Annotated in this window: 13 protein-coding genes and 1 tRNA gene; 9 read left to right on the top strand and 5 right to left on the bottom strand. The window is 67.2% G+C overall.

What is annotated here, in order from left to right:
* Nucleotides 1-4 precede the first annotated feature (4 nt).
* Genes NM2_RS38195 through NM2_RS38185 form a run of 3 tightly spaced genes read right to left on the bottom strand, consistent with a single transcriptional unit; the run spans nucleotide 5 to nucleotide 2,305 of the window.
* A complete protein-coding gene (locus NM2_RS38195) occupies nucleotides 5-748 on the bottom strand; it encodes an SDR family NAD(P)-dependent oxidoreductase (protein WP_067679897.1) in 744 nt (247 codons plus the stop codon).
* Between the two features lie 55 nt (nucleotides 749-803).
* On the bottom strand, nucleotides 804-1,628 hold the full coding sequence (locus tag NM2_RS38190) for a sugar phosphate isomerase/epimerase family protein (protein WP_067679895.1): 825 nt from the start codon (nucleotides 1,626-1,628) through the stop codon (nucleotides 804-806).
* Nucleotides 1,629-1,654: 26 nt separating this feature from the next.
* Nucleotides 1,655-2,305, bottom strand: coding sequence for a GntR family transcriptional regulator (locus NM2_RS38185; RefSeq protein ID WP_084531992.1), 651 nt, complete (start codon nucleotides 2,303-2,305; stop codon nucleotides 1,655-1,657).
* A 158-nt stretch (nucleotides 2,306-2,463) separates the two neighbouring features.
* Between NM2_RS38185 and NM2_RS38180 the strand changes: the two genes are divergently transcribed.
* The 3 genes from NM2_RS38180 to NM2_RS38170 are packed head-to-tail and all read left to right on the top strand — an operon-like array spanning nucleotide 2,464 to nucleotide 6,909.
* A complete protein-coding gene (locus tag NM2_RS38180; RefSeq protein ID WP_067679890.1) occupies nucleotides 2,464-3,219 on the top strand; it encodes a maleate cis-trans isomerase family protein in 756 nt (251 codons plus the stop codon).
* Between the two features lie 18 nt (nucleotides 3,220-3,237).
* The gene (locus NM2_RS38175; RefSeq protein WP_067679888.1) at nucleotides 3,238-5,238 is read left to right on the top strand and encodes an oxidoreductase; all 2,001 of its coding nucleotides are present in this window, start codon (nucleotides 3,238-3,240) and stop codon (nucleotides 5,236-5,238) included.
* Nucleotides 5,239-5,274: 36 nt separating this feature from the next.
* Nucleotides 5,275-6,909, top strand: a complete 1,635-nt coding sequence (locus NM2_RS38170) for an MFS transporter (protein WP_067679886.1) — start codon at nucleotides 5,275-5,277, stop codon at nucleotides 6,907-6,909.
* Between the two features lie 387 nt (nucleotides 6,910-7,296).
* On the opposite strand, the gene NM2_RS38165 is transcribed toward NM2_RS38170, so the two are convergent.
* A tRNA-Arg gene (locus NM2_RS38165) sits at nucleotides 7,297-7,370 on the bottom strand.
* Nucleotides 7,371-7,520: 150 nt separating this feature from the next.
* Complete coding sequence (locus NM2_RS38160) at nucleotides 7,521-7,952, bottom strand: MarR family winged helix-turn-helix transcriptional regulator (RefSeq protein WP_174575735.1); 432 nt, start codon at nucleotides 7,950-7,952, stop codon at nucleotides 7,521-7,523.
* 112 nt (nucleotides 7,953-8,064) lie between these two features.
* Between NM2_RS38160 and NM2_RS38155 the strand changes: the two genes are divergently transcribed.
* The 6 genes from NM2_RS38155 to NM2_RS38130 all read left to right on the top strand — a co-directional run.
* Nucleotides 8,065-9,150 (top strand): FAD-dependent oxidoreductase, encoded by a 1,086-nt coding sequence (locus tag NM2_RS38155; protein ID WP_067679883.1) that lies wholly within the window; start codon nucleotides 8,065-8,067, stop codon nucleotides 9,148-9,150.
* A 100-nt stretch (nucleotides 9,151-9,250) separates the two neighbouring features.
* On the top strand, nucleotides 9,251-11,287 hold the full coding sequence (locus tag NM2_RS38150) for a bifunctional copper resistance protein CopD/cytochrome c oxidase assembly protein (RefSeq protein WP_067679880.1): 2,037 nt from the start codon (nucleotides 9,251-9,253) through the stop codon (nucleotides 11,285-11,287).
* A complete protein-coding gene (locus tag NM2_RS38145) occupies nucleotides 11,284-12,231 on the top strand; it encodes a threonine/serine dehydratase (protein WP_245718414.1) in 948 nt (315 codons plus the stop codon). The genes NM2_RS38150 and NM2_RS38145 overlap by 4 nt, the downstream gene beginning before the upstream one ends.
* A gap of 135 nt (nucleotides 12,232-12,366) precedes the next feature.
* The gene (ssb, locus tag NM2_RS38140) at nucleotides 12,367-12,855 is read left to right on the top strand and encodes a single-stranded DNA-binding protein (protein ID WP_084531991.1); all 489 of its coding nucleotides are present in this window, start codon (nucleotides 12,367-12,369) and stop codon (nucleotides 12,853-12,855) included.
* Between the two features lie 229 nt (nucleotides 12,856-13,084).
* Nucleotides 13,085-14,761 (top strand): energy-dependent translational throttle protein EttA, encoded by a 1,677-nt coding sequence (gene ettA, locus NM2_RS38135; RefSeq protein WP_067679877.1) that lies wholly within the window; start codon nucleotides 13,085-13,087, stop codon nucleotides 14,759-14,761.
* 278 nt (nucleotides 14,762-15,039) lie between these two features.
* Nucleotides 15,040-17,991 (top strand): NAD-glutamate dehydrogenase domain-containing protein (locus NM2_RS38130; protein WP_174575734.1); only part of this gene is annotated, 2,952 nt, incomplete at its 3' end.

Here is a 17,991-nt window from a genome sequence, read left to right as displayed (position 1 = left end):
CGCCTCACCCTCGGCCGAACAGGTCGCCGCCGTTGATCTGCAGGATCTGGCCCGTCGTCCAGCCCGCGTCGGGTGCGGCGAAGTGGGCGATGCCCGCGGCGACCTCGTCCGGTGTTCCGCCGCGGCCGAGGGGAATCCGGGCGACTCGCTCGGATTCGACCTCCTCGGTCAGCATGTCCGCCCACACCTCGGTGGCCGGTACGAATCCGGGGGCCACGACGTTGACCGTGATGCCTTCCGGCGCAAGGTGTTTGGCGAGTCCCAGTGACCAGCCGTGCATCGCGGCCTTGGACGCGCCGTAGGGGCCCGAACCCCGCAGGGCCGCGATCGAGCTGACCGAGACGATCCGGCCCCCGGGGCGAGGCATGTGCGGCAGGAGCGTTTCGGTCAGCAGGACGGCGGTGAGCAGGTTCGTGCGGTAGGTGTCGATGTACATCGCGGCGATATCGGCCAGATCCCGCGGCTCCCGCTTGCGGAACGTGCCCGCGTTGTTGATCAGCACATCGACCGGACCCGCCGTGGCGATCCGATCGCCGAGCACGCGGACCTGGTCGGGATCGGTGAGATCGGCCGCCGCACGGGTGACGCGTTCGGCGCCGATGTCCGCGTTGATCTCCTCGGCGGCGGCGTCCAGGACGGCCCTGCGCCGGCCGACGATCGTCACCCGATCGCCTTGTGCCGCAAGGCGTCTGGCTACCGCCTTGCCGATTCCGGTGCCGCCGCCGCTGATCACCGCACGTCGTGCCACGACTACCTCCCGACGAAATTGCTTGGTGCACAGGGTTTTCTGAACCGGACCGCCGTCACGACCGTGCTCGATCGAGCAGGGCCCGGGTGTGCTCCCGGCCCACCCGGGCGGCCTCCGGTGCGGACATCGCCGCGGTGGCGGGTGAGATGACCTCCGGTCCGACGCGCCGCAACGCCCCGATCCGGTCGAGCGTTCGGATGACGCGAACGAGGTCGAAGCAGCCGTCGCCGGGCAATCGCCGGAGGAAGGTGTCCTCCACGAGACTGCCCTGCACCTGTTCACCCCCGTCCGAGATCTGCACGGCGAAGATCCGTTCCCCCGGAAGCGATTCCAGCGCGGCGAAATCGGGGTTGCCGCGGAAGAAGTGCCAGGTGTCGAACATCAGCCCGCCGTTGGCGCGCGCCGCGGTGTCCACGATTCTGTGTGCGCTCGGCAGATCGGCGATCGCCATCACCGGCATGAACTCCAGCTGCACTCGCGCGCCGATATCGGCGGCGCGATCACACAGCGCCGCGAAATATCCGGCGACCTCGTCGACCGGCAGGTCGCAGGCCGGTCCGGCCAGCACCGTCAACGACACCGCCCCGAGCTCCTCCGCCATGCGCAGGACGTCGTCGGCGCTGAACGCGGTGAGTGGAATCTCCGCGGGCCGATCACCGGGATACCAGGTCATGAGCCCTTCCAGCTCGATATCCACCCCGGCATCGCGAATCGCGCGTCCCAGTTCCCCGGGCGAGCGATCCGAGGAGGTCACATCGATCGGGGTCAGAGACAGCCGGTCGAAGCCGCCGCCGACCGCGGCGTCCACCCGTGCCCGAACCGGACTCTCGTAACCGACCGTTCCGGCCCACAGCGTCCATTCGAAGTCGTTGTCGTGCATATCTTTTCCATTCACATCGGTTGCGCTCAGGCCGGGCGCAGCACGGCCGCGCGGGCATTGTGCAGGTGGGCGGTCATGACCGCGGCCGCCCACTGCGAATCGCCCGCGCGCATGGCCGCGACGATCTCGACGTGATGGGCCAGGCTGCGTCGCATCGACGCGTCGTCGTAGGCGTGGAAATTCCTCGCTACCAAGGGAGTTCGGACCGCGCTGGCCAGAGCGGCAGCGAATGCGGGAGCGTCGGCCAGCTTCACCAGTCTGCGGTGGAACGCCGCATTCATCGGGATCAGGGTGTCGATGTCCTGGTTCGGCCCGGGGGAGCCGACGGCGACCATGGAATGCGCCAGCTCGTCCAGTTCGGCGATGTCGGTCTCGCGGGCCTTGTCCACGGCCATCGCGGTCAATCGCGGTTCCAGCGTGGAACGCACCTCGAAGACGCTCTCCAACTCCGCCGCCGACCAGCTGGCCACACGCGCGCCCCGGTTGGGCAGCAGTTCCACCCACCCCTCCGCGGCCAGCTGACGCAGCGCCTCCCGGATCGGAGTCCGGCTCACACCCAACTGCTCCGCGAGTTCCACCTCGGCCAGCCGGGCGCCCGGCTCGAGCGTGTTGTCGGCGATGAGGTCGCGCAGGACGTCGCCGACTCGTTCGGCCGATGTCACCGGGCGTGGCGCCACCCATGCCTCCTGTCGTGATCGATGCACTTTGTATGCAATCTACGGGATCGTCATTCTGTCTTCAAGGTATTGAATGGTGATCGCCGATAGATGTATACAAGTTTGGACGGAGTTGTGGCGTTGGTCATAGCTCCGGGGTCAGCTGGAGGGAGTCGGAGATGACCGACGCATTGGGGTGGCGGTTGAAGATCGGGGTGGTGACCCCCTCGGTGAACACCGTCGTGCAACCCGAATACGACGATATGCGTCCGCGCGGGGTGACCAATCACATTGCGCGCATTCACATCCCGGACCGCGTCGTCGATGACGACGACGATTTCGGCGATCTGGTGCGTGATATTGACAACGGTGTCGACGATGCGGTGGGACGCGTGCTGACCTGCGAGCCCGCCTGTGTGGTGCTCGGGGTATCGATCGAAGCGGTGTGGGGCGACCCGAAAGCCGGTGTGGCCATTCGGGATCGGCTGCGCGCCAAGTTCGGCGCGAACCTGGAGCTGGTGCACGCGGGCGATGCGGTCCCGGCCGCACTGCGCGCCGTCGGCGTCGATGAGGGACCCATCGGGGTGCTCACGCCGTATCAGCCGGGGTCCGAGCCGCATCTGCGGACGTTCGTGGAAAGTTCCGGGTATCAGCTGCAGACGGCGGTCCACCTGCGATGCCCCACGGCCGTGCGGATCGCACACACGTCACCGGAGACGTTGCGGCGTGAGCTGAAGGCGATCGCGGCGCAGCGGCCGCGGGCGATCGTCCAGTTCGGCGCGAACATGGCCGTGGGCCGGGTGGCCGCCGAAGCCGAGCGGTGGCTCGGCCTGCCGGTGATCGCGGTGAACACCGCCACGTATTGGCATGCGTTGCGCACCAACGGAATCGAAGACCAGAAGGAGGGCTTCGGCTCGCTTCTGGCCGACCACTGATCTCCGGCGGAGGCACACATGTCCGAGGGCGATTACCCCACCCTGTTCTCTCCGATCGCGCTGGGCCCGCGTTCCGCGCGCAATCGCATCTGGATGACCGCGCACGCCACGGAGTTCTCCACCGACGGGACCTTCGCCGACGCCAGCGCCGAGTACTACGCCGAACGAGCCCGCGGCGGCGTCGCGGTCATCACGATGGAAGCCATGGCGGTGCATCCGTCGAGCCAGCCGCGGCGCGGAGTGATCCACGCGTATTCCCCTGCCGTGGTGGACAGTTACCGCAAGGTCGCCGCCGCCGTGCACCCGCACGGCGCGCTGATCATGGCGCAGCTGTGGCACCGCGGCCGCCAGACCGACGGCATCATCTCCCGCCTGCCCACCTGGGCGCCGAGCCCGGTGCCCGACACGGTGTATCGGGAGATACCGCACGAGATGACTCGCACCGAAATCGACGTGCTGGTCGAGCATTACGTGCTCTCGGCGCGGCACGCGATCGAGGGCGGCGTCGACGGTATCGAGGTGCACGGCCTCGGACACGGTTATCTGCTCGGTCAGTTCCTCTCGCCCGCGACCAACCACCGCGGCGACGAATACGGCGGGTCGTTCGAGAACCGGATGCGCGTCGTCCGGCGCATCGTCGCGGAGGTACGCCGGGTCGTGCCGCCCGACCGGGTTCTCGGGATTCGGCTCAACAGCAGCGACGGTGAGATGGAGAACGGTCTCGGCAACGAGGACTGGGTGCGCATCGCGACCGAGGTCGAGAGCTGGGGCGCGCTGGACTACATCTCCACCACCCAGGGCACCTATCTCGATCGCATGCAGATCTACGGGACGTCGGCCGCGCGCAAGGCCGGTTACGAGCTGGCCGACACTGCGAATATCACCCGCGCGGTCTCGCTGCCCGTCGTAGCGGTCGGGCGGATCACCACGCCGGAAATGGCGGAGGACATCCTCGTCTCGGGTAAGGCGCAGTTCGTCGGCATGGCGCGTGCGCTCATCGCGGATCCGTCGTGGCCCACCAAGGCTCGGCGCGGCCGACCGGACGATATTCGCCCCTGCATCGGCTCGAACTGGTGTGTCGCCTCCTTCGCCCGCGGCCCCGTGTCGTGCATACACAACCCGGCGGTAGGCCGGGAACGGGAATTCCGTCGCGACGACACCCGGCCGCGGCAGTCCCGGCGCGTCGCGGTGGTCGGCGGCGGACCCGCCGGGTTGCGCGCCGCGCTGAGCGCCGCCGAACTCGGTCACCGGGTCACCCTCTTCGAACAGAGCGACACGTTGGGCGGGCAGGTCGCGCTCATGGCACGGGCCGACTCCTATCGCGAGTGGTCCGGCGTCACCGATTGGCTGTGCGTCCAGCTGGAACGGACGAAGGCCGAGATCCGGCGTCGGCACCGGGCCACGGCCGACGACCTCGTCGATCGATACGAGGCGGTCGTGGTGGCCACCGGATCGACCCCGATCCGGCACGGCTGGACCGCCCGCCACCCCGCGCGCTGGGCGGCCGGCGCGCCCGCCCTACCCGGTGCCGACCAATGGAACGTCTACACCCCGGCGCAGATCCTGACCGGCCGCGCGGACCTGCCGCACCGCTTCCTGCTCGTGGACGACACCGGAGACCGGCAGGTGTTCGTCGTCGCCGAGTACCTGGTCCAGCGTCGCCACGCCGTCCACATCGTCTCCCAATACCCGCACCTGGGCCACGCGTTCGCCGACGGTCACGACCTTCCGTTCGCCTTCGGGCAACTTCGCCGCGCGGGCGTCACCTTCACTCCCGGCGTCGAACTCACCGCGATCCACGAGGACACCGTCACCCTCACCGACGTCTACACCGGCGAAACCTCCCAGCTGCTCGAAATCGATGCGGCGGTAATGATTTTGGGGAATTCCGCCGACGATGCCCTGGCGCGTGAGCTGGCGGGCGCCGACATCGACGTCCACCTGATCGGCGACGCCCGAGCCCCACGCCGCATCTTCAACGCGATCTGGGAAGCGGAAACCACGGCCAGAGAACTCTGAGCCTGTTCGAAAGTCACACTCTCCAAGGCGGATTCCATGTCCACTTCTGCCACTGCACGCACCACCGGGTCGCAGGACGACCCGACCGGACGTCTCGACGGCGCTTCCCGATGGCGGATCTTCGCCGTGATAGTGGTCATCGCGCTGTTCACCGAGATCGCGGCATTGCAGTACACCATCGTCGCGGCCGCGCTGCCGAAAATCGGGCGCGATTTTCCCGAGCAGGGCGCCAACATCAGTTGGGCGATCATCGTTTTCGGCCTCACCGGCATCTTCGCCTCGCCGCTGCTGGGCAAGATGAGCGACGTCTGGGGGAAGAAGTCCTTCTTCCTGCTGTGCGGCGTCTTCTTCGCCTCGGGCTGCCTGCTCGACGCGCTGACGCACAGTTGGTGGTTGTTCCTGGTCGGCCGCGGACTACAGGCGCTGGCCGTGGCGACCCAGCTGATCGGCTTCGGCCTCATCCGTGATCTCGTACCGCGCCGGTACGTGCCACTCGGCATCGGCATCATGTCGACGGGGCTGGGGTTCTCCTCGGTGACCGCGCCGCTGGTCGGCGGGTGGCTGGTCGACAACTTCGACTGGCGGGCGATCTTCTGGTTCTTGCTCGCGTATGTCGTGGTGATGGAGCCACTGGTCGCGCTCATCGTGCCCGATTCGACGTTGCGAGTGCCGCAGCGCATCGATTATCTCGGCGCGGTACTGCTGTCCGCGGGCGCGGCGCTGGTCCTGCTGTACCTCGACAAGGGCCAGGACTGGGGATGGGGCAGGCCCCGCGCGCTGGCCTGGTTGATCGGCGGAGTGCTGCTCCTGGTCGCGTTCGTGCTGATCGAACTGCGGGCGCGGGTGCCGATCATGGATATGCGGCTGCTGTTCCATCCGAAGGTGAGCATGGTTCTGCTGATCGTCGTCTGCGGTAGCTGTATGGGCGCTGTCCAGGGATATGCGATCGCCTACATGACCGAGACCCCCAGTGTCGGACAGATGCGAGATCTCCTACTGCGACAAGCACTTCCGGCGATCCACGACGCGGCGCCGGCATCGGCCATCGATGTGCGACTGGTCCCGCACTACGCGTACGGCAACGGATTCACCCTGTTGCAGTACGGCATTCACATCGCGCTGGTGCAGGCGGTCGTCGCCATGATCATGGGTGCGCTGGCCGGAATGATGGCCCGCCGCTACGGCGCGCGGCTGCCGCTCATCCTGGGGCTGGTGATATTCGCCGGTTGCGCCGTCGCGTTCGCGGGTCTCGGGCACACCTGGCCGATCTTCGCGCTGGTGAGCGCCGTCTACGGGATCGGCTTCGGCCTCTACTACGCCTCGACGCCGATTCTGATGGTCGAGGCGGTTCCGCAGGAGCAGCAGGGCATCAGCATCGGCATGTTCGGCGTCATGCAGAGTCTCGGCGGAGCCATCGGACCGGCCGTGCTGACCGCCCTGCTCATCGCGAATCCGGTTCGCGCGCATCTGCTCGTCGCCGGACACGACACCGGCGCCCGGCCCGTCCCGCAGGTCTTCGCCGACCGCGCCTACGACATCGGATTCCTGGTGGCCGCGGGCATGTGCCTGTTCGCCCTGGTGGTCGCCCTGTTCATGCGCCACGGCCGCACACCCGCCACCGGCGGCGCGAACGAAAATTCCGCGACCGAGGTCGGGAACGTCATGCAGTGAGCCTTTCCCGGACGGTCTCGGTTCGGCTGTCGCGAACCAGGTACGCGGCTGTCAGACAGCCCATCGCGGCGATGGTCAGTGCGTGGGCGAAGCCGGTCGCCGGCGGGACGGCTGCCGCGCCGAAGCGTGCCGAGAACGGCCACGCCGACCACGCTGCCGACCTGACGCGTCATCGTCAGCAGGGCCGATGCCGCCCCGGCGCGGCCGGTGGACGCCGCGCGGAGCATCTGCGTGGTCGCCGGTCGAGTACGCGCTCGTGCGCGTGGATCCCCACACATGCGCACGAGCCGGGTGCGGGTTGGTTCGATGTTTACCGCGCGATCGGCGCGGATACTGTTAGGGGACAGACGCTGGACCCGCTGTTCAGCGGATCGCATTCCTATGTTGCGCCCCCGGCAGGAATCGAACCTGCGACCTAGGGATTAGAAGGCCCTTGCTCTATCCAACTGAGCTACGGAGGCAGTGCGGCACCAAACACCATGCCGCTTCGAAGGCGTGCTGTCCAGTGAGGGGAGTATAGCGACCGTCCAGGTTTGTTCTGGTTTCCGGAGAGCAACTTGCGGGCATGTCGGCGAAGGTGTGGTGTCGTGACGTTGGCGTCGGTGCGGCCGTTATCGGTGGGGAGTGCCGAGGATCGAGCCGGTGATCAGGGCAGAGAGCTGTTCGCGGTGCGCGGGGTCGACGGTTACCAGGAGTTCGTCCAGCTGCGCGATGACGGCTCGGTGGGTGGCTTCGGCGCGGATGGCGCCGGCGTCGGTCAGGGCGATCTGGAATGCGCGGCGGTCCGTCTCGTGTGGGATGCGCACGACGAGACCTCGTCGCTGCGCGCGATCGACCAGGCCGGTCAGGCTCGATTTCTCCAGTGCCAGCCACCGCGTCAGATCGGACATTCCTACAGGCCCGGCCGCGAGTCGGCACAGCAGTTGAGCCTGCTGGGGGGTGAGGTCGTGTCTGCGGCTGACCTCGGCGAACACCTGCTGCACCCGATGAGACAGGCGTACCAGTGCCTCGGCGAGGGGCAGTTGTCCGACGGTTGTGGTCACGAAACCTCCTGATACCGGTCACCGCTATTTTACTGCCGCTTGCATGTTGTTGGTTGTACGAACTAAATTAGTTCGTACAACCAACAGTATGTAATGCGAACTTGGAGAAGTCATGGTTGACGTGGTTGTCATCGGCGGCGGATTCGGCGGTACAGCGGTGGCGAAGGCATTGGATGACATCGCGGACGTGACCCTCGTCGAGCCGCGTGATGCCTTCGTATACAACGTGGCCGCGTTGCGCGGGCTGACCGATCCGGCCTGGACCGACCGGATGTTCTTTCCCTACGACCGGCTGTTGCGCCGCGGCAGCGTCGTGCGCGAGCGCGCGGTGCGGGTCGACGCGTCGAAGATCGAACTCGGGTCCGGCCAGCGGATCGACGCCGACTTCGTGGTGCTCGCGACCGGCTCGGCGTATCCGTTCCCGGCCAAGACCGACGATGATGACAGCGCGGACGCGAAGGCGCGGTTCCATGCCGCGCGCACGAGACTGGCAGCGGCCGAGCGAGTCCTGTTGCTCGGTGCGGGTGCGGTCGGCCTGGAGTTGGCCGGTGAGATCACCGCGGCCTGGCCGGGCAAATCGGTGACGATCATCGACCCGGCGCAGGACGTTCTCGGCGGCGCCTACCATCCCGACCTCCGAGCCGAATTGCACCGGCAACTCGGCGAACTCGGAGTCGAGTTGATTCTGGGCACGGGCTTGCGCGCGGATCCGCCCTCGCGGGCCGGAGAACTCGAGACCTTCACCGCGCTTACTCGCTCGGGCCGCGCGATCGCTGCCGACATCTGGTTTCGCTGCTTCGGTGTGCGGCCGATGACCGATTACCTGGCGGCGGAGCTGTCCCACGCCCGGCGGCCCGACGGGTATCTGGAGGTGACTCCCGAACTTCGATTGCCTGGCCAGGACCGGGTATTCGCGGTCGGCGACCTGGTGGCCACCTCAGAAGGAAAGACCGCCAAGGCCGCGGGCCTGCACGCGGACGTGGTCGCGGCCAATATCCGAGCGCTGATCACCGGTGTGGACGAGTTGCGCGGATACCGTCCTGGGCCCGAAGGGATAGCGTTGCCGCTCGGGCCTGGCGGGGGTGCGTCCTATTCGCCCGAGGTGGGCGTGCTCGGCGCCGAGGCCACCGCGCGGTTGAAGGGAGCCGACCTCAGGATCAGCGCGTATCGCGAGGTGTTCGGGCTCGCGCCGCAGTGATCGAGACGGCGACTCGCGGGCATGTCGGCAGGGTCACAGCGGGTGCGTCGACGGCCGGGGCGGGGCCGATGTGCGGGGCGGACCGCATTACGCTCGATGCATGTCGTCACCGCAGGACTCGATCACCGAACCTGACAGCCAGGCTCCTCGGTCGGAGTCCGCGTCGACGTTTTCCGCGCTCACCACGATGGCGGTCGCGGTCGCGGCATTCGTCGCGCCGCTGATCGTGGGGTTGTCCGCGGCACAGGCGCTGACACTGCTGGGCATTCCCGATCCCGGTCCGCTGACCACCTACGGGCTTCCCGCGGTGCGGGCGATCGCGGATCTCTCCGGGGCGCTGACGATCGGGTCGTTGCTGTTCGCCGCGTTCCTGACCCCGCCGCAGCGTAACGGCCTGCTCGACGTGGCCGGATATCGCGCGCTGCGCCGGGCCGGGATCTGCGCGCTGGTGTGGGCGGGCACCGCCGCGCTGCTGGTGCCGCTGACGTTGTCGGACACCACCGGGCAACCGGTGCTGCGCACCCTGCGGCCGGAACAGGTGTGGCATGCGATCGGTCAGGTGGAGGTCGCCGGAGCCTGGCGAACGACGGCCGTCATGGCCCTCGTCCTGGCGGTCGCCTGTCGGCTCGCGCTGCGCTGGGGCTGGACGCCGCCGCTGTTCGCCTGGTCGCTGGCCTGTCTGCTGCCGATCACGCTGACCGGGCATTCCTCCGCGGGCGGTGCGCACGACATCGCGACCAACAGCCTGATCCTGCATCTGGTGGGGGTGACGGTGTGGACGGGCGGGCTGTTCGCTGTACTCGCGCACGCGGTGCGCGGCGGCGCGCACACCGATCTGGCCACCAGGCGGTTCTCGGCGGTCGCGACCTGCGCGTTCGTCGTCGTCGCGATCAGCGGCGTGATCAACGCCTGGGTGCGGGTGCCGCTGAGCGATGTGCTCACCACGACCTACGGGCAGCTCGTGATCGCCAAGACGGTCGCGCTCTGCGCTCTGGGGCTGATCGGATTCCTGCAGCGGCGCAAGGCGATTCCCGCGCTCGCCGCCGATCCGGGGGACAGGGGCGCGCTCATCCGGTTCGCCGGTGTGGAGGCGCTGGTCTTCGCCGCCACGATCGGGCTCGCGGTGGGGCTGGGCCGCACCCCGCCGCCGGATCTGCGGCGGGTGCCCTCGCCGGTGGAGGTGGAGATCGGCTACGACCTGCCCGGACCGCCGACGATCACCCGGATCCTGTTCGATTGGCGATTCGACCTGATCTTCGGGACGTTGTCGATCGTGCTGGCGGTGCTGTATCTGATCGGCGTGCGCCGCCTGCGTGCGCGCGGCGACGCCTGGCCGGTCGGACGCACCATCTCCTGGATGTGCGGATGCGCGATCCTGCTGATCGCCACCAGTTCGGGCGTCGGCCGCTACGCGCCGGCCATGTTCAGCGTGCACATGGCACAGCACATGATGCTGTCGATGCTGGCGCCGATCCTGTTCGCGCTGGGCGGCCCGGTGCTGCTGGCGTTGCGGGTGCTGCCCGCGGCGGGTCGCGACGCGCCGCCCGGACCGCGGGAATGGATTCTGGCCGCGGTGCACAATCCGGTCTCGCGGTTCATGACCAATCCCGTTGTCGCCGCGGTGTTCTTCATCTCCGGGTTCTACGCGCTGTATCTCGGCGGCATCTTCGACGCCGTCATCGATCAGCACGGCGCGCACCTGGCGATGAATCTGCACTTCCTGGTGTCGGGCTACCTGTTCTACTGGGTGGTGCTCGGCATCGACCCCAAACCCCGGCAGGTGCAGCCGCTGACGAAGGTCGGCATGATCTTCGGCTCGCTGCCCTTCCACGCCTTCTTCGGTGTGGCGCTGATGAGTATGACCACGGTGATGGGTGGCTGGTTCTATCGCTCGCTGGGCTTGAGCTGGGATCACGACCTGCTCGGCGATCAGCACACCGGCGGCAGCCTGGCCTGGGCCAGCGGTGAGCTGCCGCTGGTCGTGGTCATGCTGGCGCTGCTGATCCAGTGGTCACGCAGCGATTCGCGTGAGGCGAAGCGCATCGATCGCGCCGCGGACCGCGATCACGACGCCGAACTCGCCGCGCACAACGCGATGTTCGCCGAATTGGCCCGGCACGACGGGGAGCGCCGGTGACCACACTGGGTCGGGTACCGCGGCTGTACCGCTCGGACGTGCGCGCCGCTCGTCGGCGACTGGGCCGCCACATCCGGGTGACGCCCGTCTGCCATACCGAGGTCGCCGGTCCGAACGGGCCGGTCGGGGTGAGTCTCAAATTCGAATATCTCCAGCACGGCGGCACTTTCAAGGTGCGCGGCAGTCTCAACGCGCTGCTCGCCTCCGGGAACCACGAGCGTCCGGTGGTCATCGCATCCGGCGGTAACGCGGGTATCGCGGCCGCACTGGCCTGCGCGATCCTGGGACGTTCGTGCACGGTGGTGGTGCCCGAGTCCGCTCCGCACACGAAGGTCGCCGCGATCTGGGCCTATGGCGCCGAAGTGCTGTGGCACGGAACGACTTACGCCGAGGCGGCCCGGTACGCCGAGGAACTCGCCGCCGAACGCCGGGCGCTGCAGTTGCACGCCTACGGCCTGCCGGAGGTGGTCGCCGGTGCGGGCACGATCGGACTGGAGATCGAACGTCAGGTGCGGGCCCGCCCGCCGGTTCTGGTGCCGGTGGGCGGTGGCGCGCTGGCGGCCGGAATCGCGGCCGCGCTGGGTCTGCGCGGACGTGTGATCGGGGTCGAACCCGCGGGCGCGCCGACTCTGCACGCCGCCCTCGCCGCCGGGCGCGCGGTGGACGTGCACGTCAACACGATCGCATCGGATGCGCTGGGCGCCACCAGGATCGGCGATATGGCGTTGGAGCTCGCGCAGCGCTACCGGATCGGCTCGGTCCTGGTGAGCGACGACGCGATCTCGATGGCGCGGGAGTATCTGTGGCGCGAGTTCCGGATCGTCGTCGAGCCCGCTGGGGCGACCGCGCTGGCCGCGATCCAGTGCGGGGCGTATGTGCCGCAACCTGGGGAACGGCCGGTCATCGTATTGTCGGGGGCCAATACGGACCTCACCACGTACTGACGCGACGGCCGGAGAAATCCGGAACACCATCTGCTCACAAGGCGAAAGTTATCCCCAAATCGGGATTCGCTCTGTTGCGCTCCTCGATGATCGGCCAGGCTTGTCTGCAACGTCGAAATGTCAAGGGGTGGAGTCATGTACGAGGCATATACGGCACTGATCGGCAATGTGATCACCCATCCGGTGCGGCGCAGTCTGCCCAACGGTCAACAGCTGGTGACCTTCCGAATGGCCAGCACCGCGCGCAGGCTCGATCGCGGCAGCGGGGACTGGGTCGACAACGGAACCGTGTACGTCACGGTGAACTGCTGGCGCAGATTGGTCGAAGGGGTCGGCGCCTCGCTGAGTGTGGGCGATCCGATCCTGGTCTACGGCCAGCTGCGTTCGAGTGAATATCGCACCAAGGAGGGGCATTCCCGGCAGGACCTGGAACTGCGGGCCAGCGCGCTCGGCCCCGATCTGGGCCGGTGCACGGCCACCGTTCTGCGACGCGGCAATCACCGCAAACCGTCGGAGCCGATGTTCTCCGACGCCGCGTCGTCGAGCAGGGCCGACAGACCGTCGCCGGAGTCCGCCGAGCGACTCGTGGCAGCCGTCGACGCGAATGCCTCCGGGCGCGGCTAGCCCGTTCAGGTGCGGGCGATACGATCGCTCCGCGCTGCTATCGATGCCGTGATCAGCACGGCTTCCGCGACTGGACCCCTGTTCGCGGCCCGACGCGTCGGCCGTACGTCCGGACCGGAACCACGCGGTTCCGCCCGGGGTGGGGCACCGGGGCAAAACCCGTTGTCTAGCTGGGCGGATTCGCTGGGCGGGTGCGGTCGATCGGTTCGAAACCACTAGGGTGAGGGATATGGCTGAGTTCATCTACCAAATGAGGAAAGTTCGTAAGGCACACGGCGACAAGGTCGTCCTGGACGATGTGACCCTGAACTTCCTTCCCGGCGCCAAGATCGGTGTCGTCGGGCCGAACGGCGCTGGTAAGTCGAGCGTGCTCAAGATCATGGCCGGACTGGATCAGCCCAACAACGGTGACGCGTTCCTGTCGCCCGGCGCGACCGTCGGCATCCTGCAGCAGGAACCCCCGCTGAACGAGGAGAAGACCGTCCGCGGCAATGTCGAGGAGGGTCTCGGCGAGGTCAAGGTCAAGCTGGACCGCTTCAACGAGATCGCCGAGCTGATGGCGACCGACTACTCCGACGAGCTCATGGACGAGATGGGCAAGCTCCAGGAGTACCTGGATCACGCCGACGCGTGGGATATCGACTCCCAGCTCGAGCAGGCCATGGACGCGCTGCGCTGCCCGCCGCCGGACGAGCCGGTCACCAACCTCTCCGGTGGTGAGCGTCGTCGTGTCGCGCTGTGCAAGCTGCTGCTGAGCAAGCCGGATCTGCTGCTGCTGGACGAGCCGACCAACCACCTCGACGCGGAGAGCGTGCTGTGGCTCGAGCAGCATCTGGCCTCCTACGCCGGCGCCGTCCTGGCCGTGACCCACGACCGGTACTTCCTGGACAACGTCGCGGAGTGGATCCTCGAGCTCGACCGTGGCCGCGCCTACCCGTACGAGGGCAACTACTCCACCTACCTGGAGAAGAAGGCGCAGCGGCTCGAGGTCCAGGGCAAGAAGGACCAGAAACTGCAGAAGCGCCTCAAGGAGGAGCTGGCCTGGGTCCGCTCGGGCGCCAAGGCCCGGCAGGCCAAGAACAAGGCGCGTCTGGGCCGGTACGAGGAGATGGCCGCGGAGGCCGAGAAGCACCGCAAGTTGGATTTCGAGGAGATCCAGATTCCCGCGGGGCCGCGTCTGGGCAGTGTCGTGGTCGAGGTCGAGCACCTGGACAAGGGCTTCGGCGACCGCCAGCTGATCAAGGATCTGTCGTTCACGTTGCCGCGCAACGGAATCGTCGGCGTCATCGGCCCCAACGGTGTCGGTAAGACTACGCTGTTCAAGACCATCGTCGGCCTCGAGTCGCCGGACAGCGGCGAGGTGAAGATCGGCGAGACGGTCAAGCTCAGCTACGTCGACCAGAACCGCGCCGGGATCGACCCGAAGAAGAACGTCTGGCAGGTCGTTTCGGAGGGGCTGGACTTCATCGAGGTCGGCAGTCAGGAGATGCCCTCGCGCGCCTACGTCAGCGCGTTCGGCTTCAAGGGGCCGGATCAGCAGAAACCGGCCGGGGTGCTCTCCGGTGGTGAGCGCAACCGCCTCAACCTCGCGTTGACCCTCAAACAGGGCGGCAACCTGATCCTGCTCGACGAGCCGACCAACGACCTGGACGTGGAGACGCTGAGCTCACTGGAGAACGCGCTCGAGCAGTTCCCCGGCTGCGCCGTGGTCATCTCCCACGACCGGTGGTTCCTGGATCGCACGTGCACGCATATCCTTGCGTGGGAAGGTGATTCGGACAACGAGGCATCCTGGTTCTGGTTCGAGGGCAACTTCGAGGCCTATGAGGCCAATAAGATCGAGCGGCTCGGCCCGGAGGCGGCCCGCCCGCATCGGGTCACCCACCGCAAGTTGACCCGGGACTGATCCCGGCCGGCATGGCTACCGCGCGGTAACCCTCCGACGAAACGTGTGTTTCGCCACAACTGGATACAATCGCCCAATAGGCAACGGGCGCAACATATGTCGGGCTTCACCTGGTAGTGCGCTCGTGCCTGAGCGTGGTAGGACCAACCGGGCCGCATTGGCGGCTGGGCGTCGCCGGGACTTTGGGAAGTATTTCCTCCGGTGTTCGCGACGCCCAGCTACCCTCGACTCCGGCGTCACTTTGTTACGGAACCGAATCCGAGGAGTTGGCGAAGAAAATGACGGTCTCGTCCGAATTGTCCAGTGCCGCGTGGGCGGCGGGGTTACCGGAGCCGCTGCGAGGCGAACTCGCGACGCTCGAGGAAGCCTATTTCCGCCACGTGGACGCCGGCGATGTGGACTGTGCTATCAGCGGAAGTTCGAGCCTGGTGTTCCGCCGACACCTCGAGCTCGGTATGCAGCGCCGGGCGGGTGAGCGCCGCGTTCTGGTTCATCATCCCGACGACAACACCGGACTCGGTGCGGCGGTCCAACTGGTCACCGACGACATGCCCATGCTGGTCGAGTCCGTCACGGCCGCGCTGACCCGGATCGGTGTCAGCGTCAGCGAGGTGATCCACCCGATCTTCGAGGTGATCCGCGACGCCGACGGTCGGCTCGAATCCGCGGCCGCGCACGAGGTGGACGGTCACGGCATGGTCGGGCTGCGCGAGTCGTGGATGCATGTTCAACTGCACCCCTCGACCAGCCGTGAACTGCTGGCGCGCGTGGAGAACGAGATTCCCGACGTGCTCACCGACGTGCGTCAGGTCATCGGCGACACCCAGGCCATGCGCGAGGTGCAGGACACCATCGCCGGGCGGTTGAGGCTCGCCGCGAAGAACGGCACCGGGCCGTTCTCCTCGACGGATCTGATCGACTGCGCGAATCTGTTGCGGTGGCTGGCCGACGGCCACTTCACCGTGCTGGGGTACGCCCGGTACGAGCGCGCCGACGCGGAGTCGAAATCCGTTGTCGTGCCGGACAGTTGCCTCGGCGTACTGCGCCCGGACGTGGGCACCGACTTCCGGGTCCCGGTCAATGGTCGCGACCGGCCGCTGCTGATGCTGACCCAGGGCCTGGTACCGGCCACGGTCCATCGCTCGGTGTATCCCTACTTCATCGGTGTCACGGATTTCGACGACTCCGGCGCTCTCGTCGGAAAACACGTCTTCATCGGCGTCTTCACGGTGACCGCCCTGCATGCGAACGTGCTGGAAATTCCGGTGATCGAGCGCCGGGTACGGACCGTCATCGAGGCCAGCGGATTCGACCTGGATTCCTTCTCCGGGCAGGGCATGCTCGAGGTGATCCAGTCCTTCCCGCGCACCGAACTGTTCTCCTCGGATGTGGAGACGATGCGCCGCACGGCCAGCGCGGTGCTGAATGTCGGTATGCGGCGGCAGGTTCGGCTGTTCCTGCGTTCGGACTCCTACGGTCGTTTCGTGGCCTGCATGGTGTATCTGCCGCGCGATCGCTACACCACCGCGGTCCGGCTCGAGATGCAGGACATCCTGGTTCGTGAGCTCGGCGGCGTCTCCATCGACTACTCGGCGCGGGTGTCCGAGAACGAGCTGGCCAGTGTGTATTTCACGGTCCGGCTCGCCCAGCCGGGCACGCCGGTGGACGCCTCGGAGGCGAACCGGCTGCGCATCCAGGATCTGCTCGGGCAGGCCAGTCACAGCTGGGACGACGATCTGCGCGACGAGGTGTCCAGCTCCACGGTGCTCGATCCCGCTGTCGTGCAACGTTATTCCGATGCCCTGCCCGAGGCGTACAAGGAGGATTTCGGTCCGGCCCGCGCGCTGGCCGACATCGTCCGGCTCGAACAGCTCGGCGGCGACCGCATCGAGCAGCATCTGTACCGTAAACGCGGATCCGCTTCCGGCTCATGGCGTTTCACGCTCTATGTCGGAAGTGGCATTTCGCTCAGCCAGGTCCTGCCGCTGTTGCAGAGCCTGGGCGTCGAGGTGGTCGACGAGCGTCCGTACCAGGTGGCGTTCGAGAACGAGCGGCAGTGCTGGATCTACGATTTCGGGCTGCAGGCACGCCCGGATCTGCTGAGCCGCGCGCTCGACCGGAACATGGACGACGAACTGATCGATACGGCCGGCCGGCTCGATGAGTTCGAGGCCCGTAAACACGGTCTGCGCCAGCGGTTCACCGAGGCATTCGACGCGCTGTGGTACGGCCGCGCCTCGGCCGACGCGCTGAACGAACTGGTCCTGCGCGCCGGTCTGCACTGGCGCACGGTCTCGATCCTGCGCGCCTACTCGCGGTATCTGCAGCAGGCCGATTTCCCCTACAGCCAGGCCAATATCGCCCGGGTGCTGCTGGCCGCACCCGATGCGGCGCGGCTGTTCGTCGAACTGTTCGCCGCGATGTTCGACCCCGATTCCGCCTCGCCGGAGCGGGCCGCCGAACTCGAGCAGGAGGTGGCCGAGCGGATCAACGAGGTCGTGAGCCTGGATGCCGACCGCATCCTGCGCGCGATCCTGAGTCTGGTCAAAGCGACGCTGCGAACCAACTACTACCGCACCGACGAGAACGGCGAACCGCGGTCCTACCTGTCCATCAAGGTGGAACCGCGGGAGATCGCCGAATTGCCCAGGCCCAGGCCGCAGTTCGAGATTTTCGTGTATTCGCCGCGGGTGGAGGGTGTGCATCTGCGGTTCGGTCCGGTGGCTCGTGGTGGGTTGCGGTGGTCGGATCGGTTGGAGGATTTCCGTACCGAGATCCTGGGGTTGGTCAAGGCCCAGGCCGTCAAGAACGCGGTGATCGTGCCGGTGGGTGCCAAGGGTGGTTTCGTGGTGAAGCATCCGCCGGCGGTGACGGGGGATCCGGTGGCGGATCGGCAGGCGATGCAGGCCGAGGGGGTGGCGTGCTATCGGACGTTCATCTCGGGTTTGCTGGATGTGACCGACAATGTGGATCGTGCGTCGGGTGCGGTGATTCCGCCTGAGCGTGTGGTTCGTCGTGATGGTGATGACACGTATTTGGTGGTGGCCGCGGACAAGGGGACCGCGACGTTCTCCGATATCGCCAATGAGGTCGCGCAGTCGTATGGTTTCTGGTTGGGTGATGCGTTCGCTTCGGGTGGTTCGGCGGGGTATGACCACAAGGCGATGGGTATCACGGCCAAGGGTGCGTGGGAGAGTGTGAAGCGGCATTTCGCTGAGTTGGATGTCGAC

Source organism: Nocardia miyunensis NBRC 108239 (assembly GCF_001613065.1).
GTDB classification, from domain to species: Bacteria; Actinomycetota; Actinomycetes; order Mycobacteriales; family Mycobacteriaceae; genus Nocardia; species Nocardia miyunensis.
The sequence above is the reverse complement of the archived record's forward strand: the minus strand, read 5'-3'. Positions and strand labels throughout refer to the sequence as shown.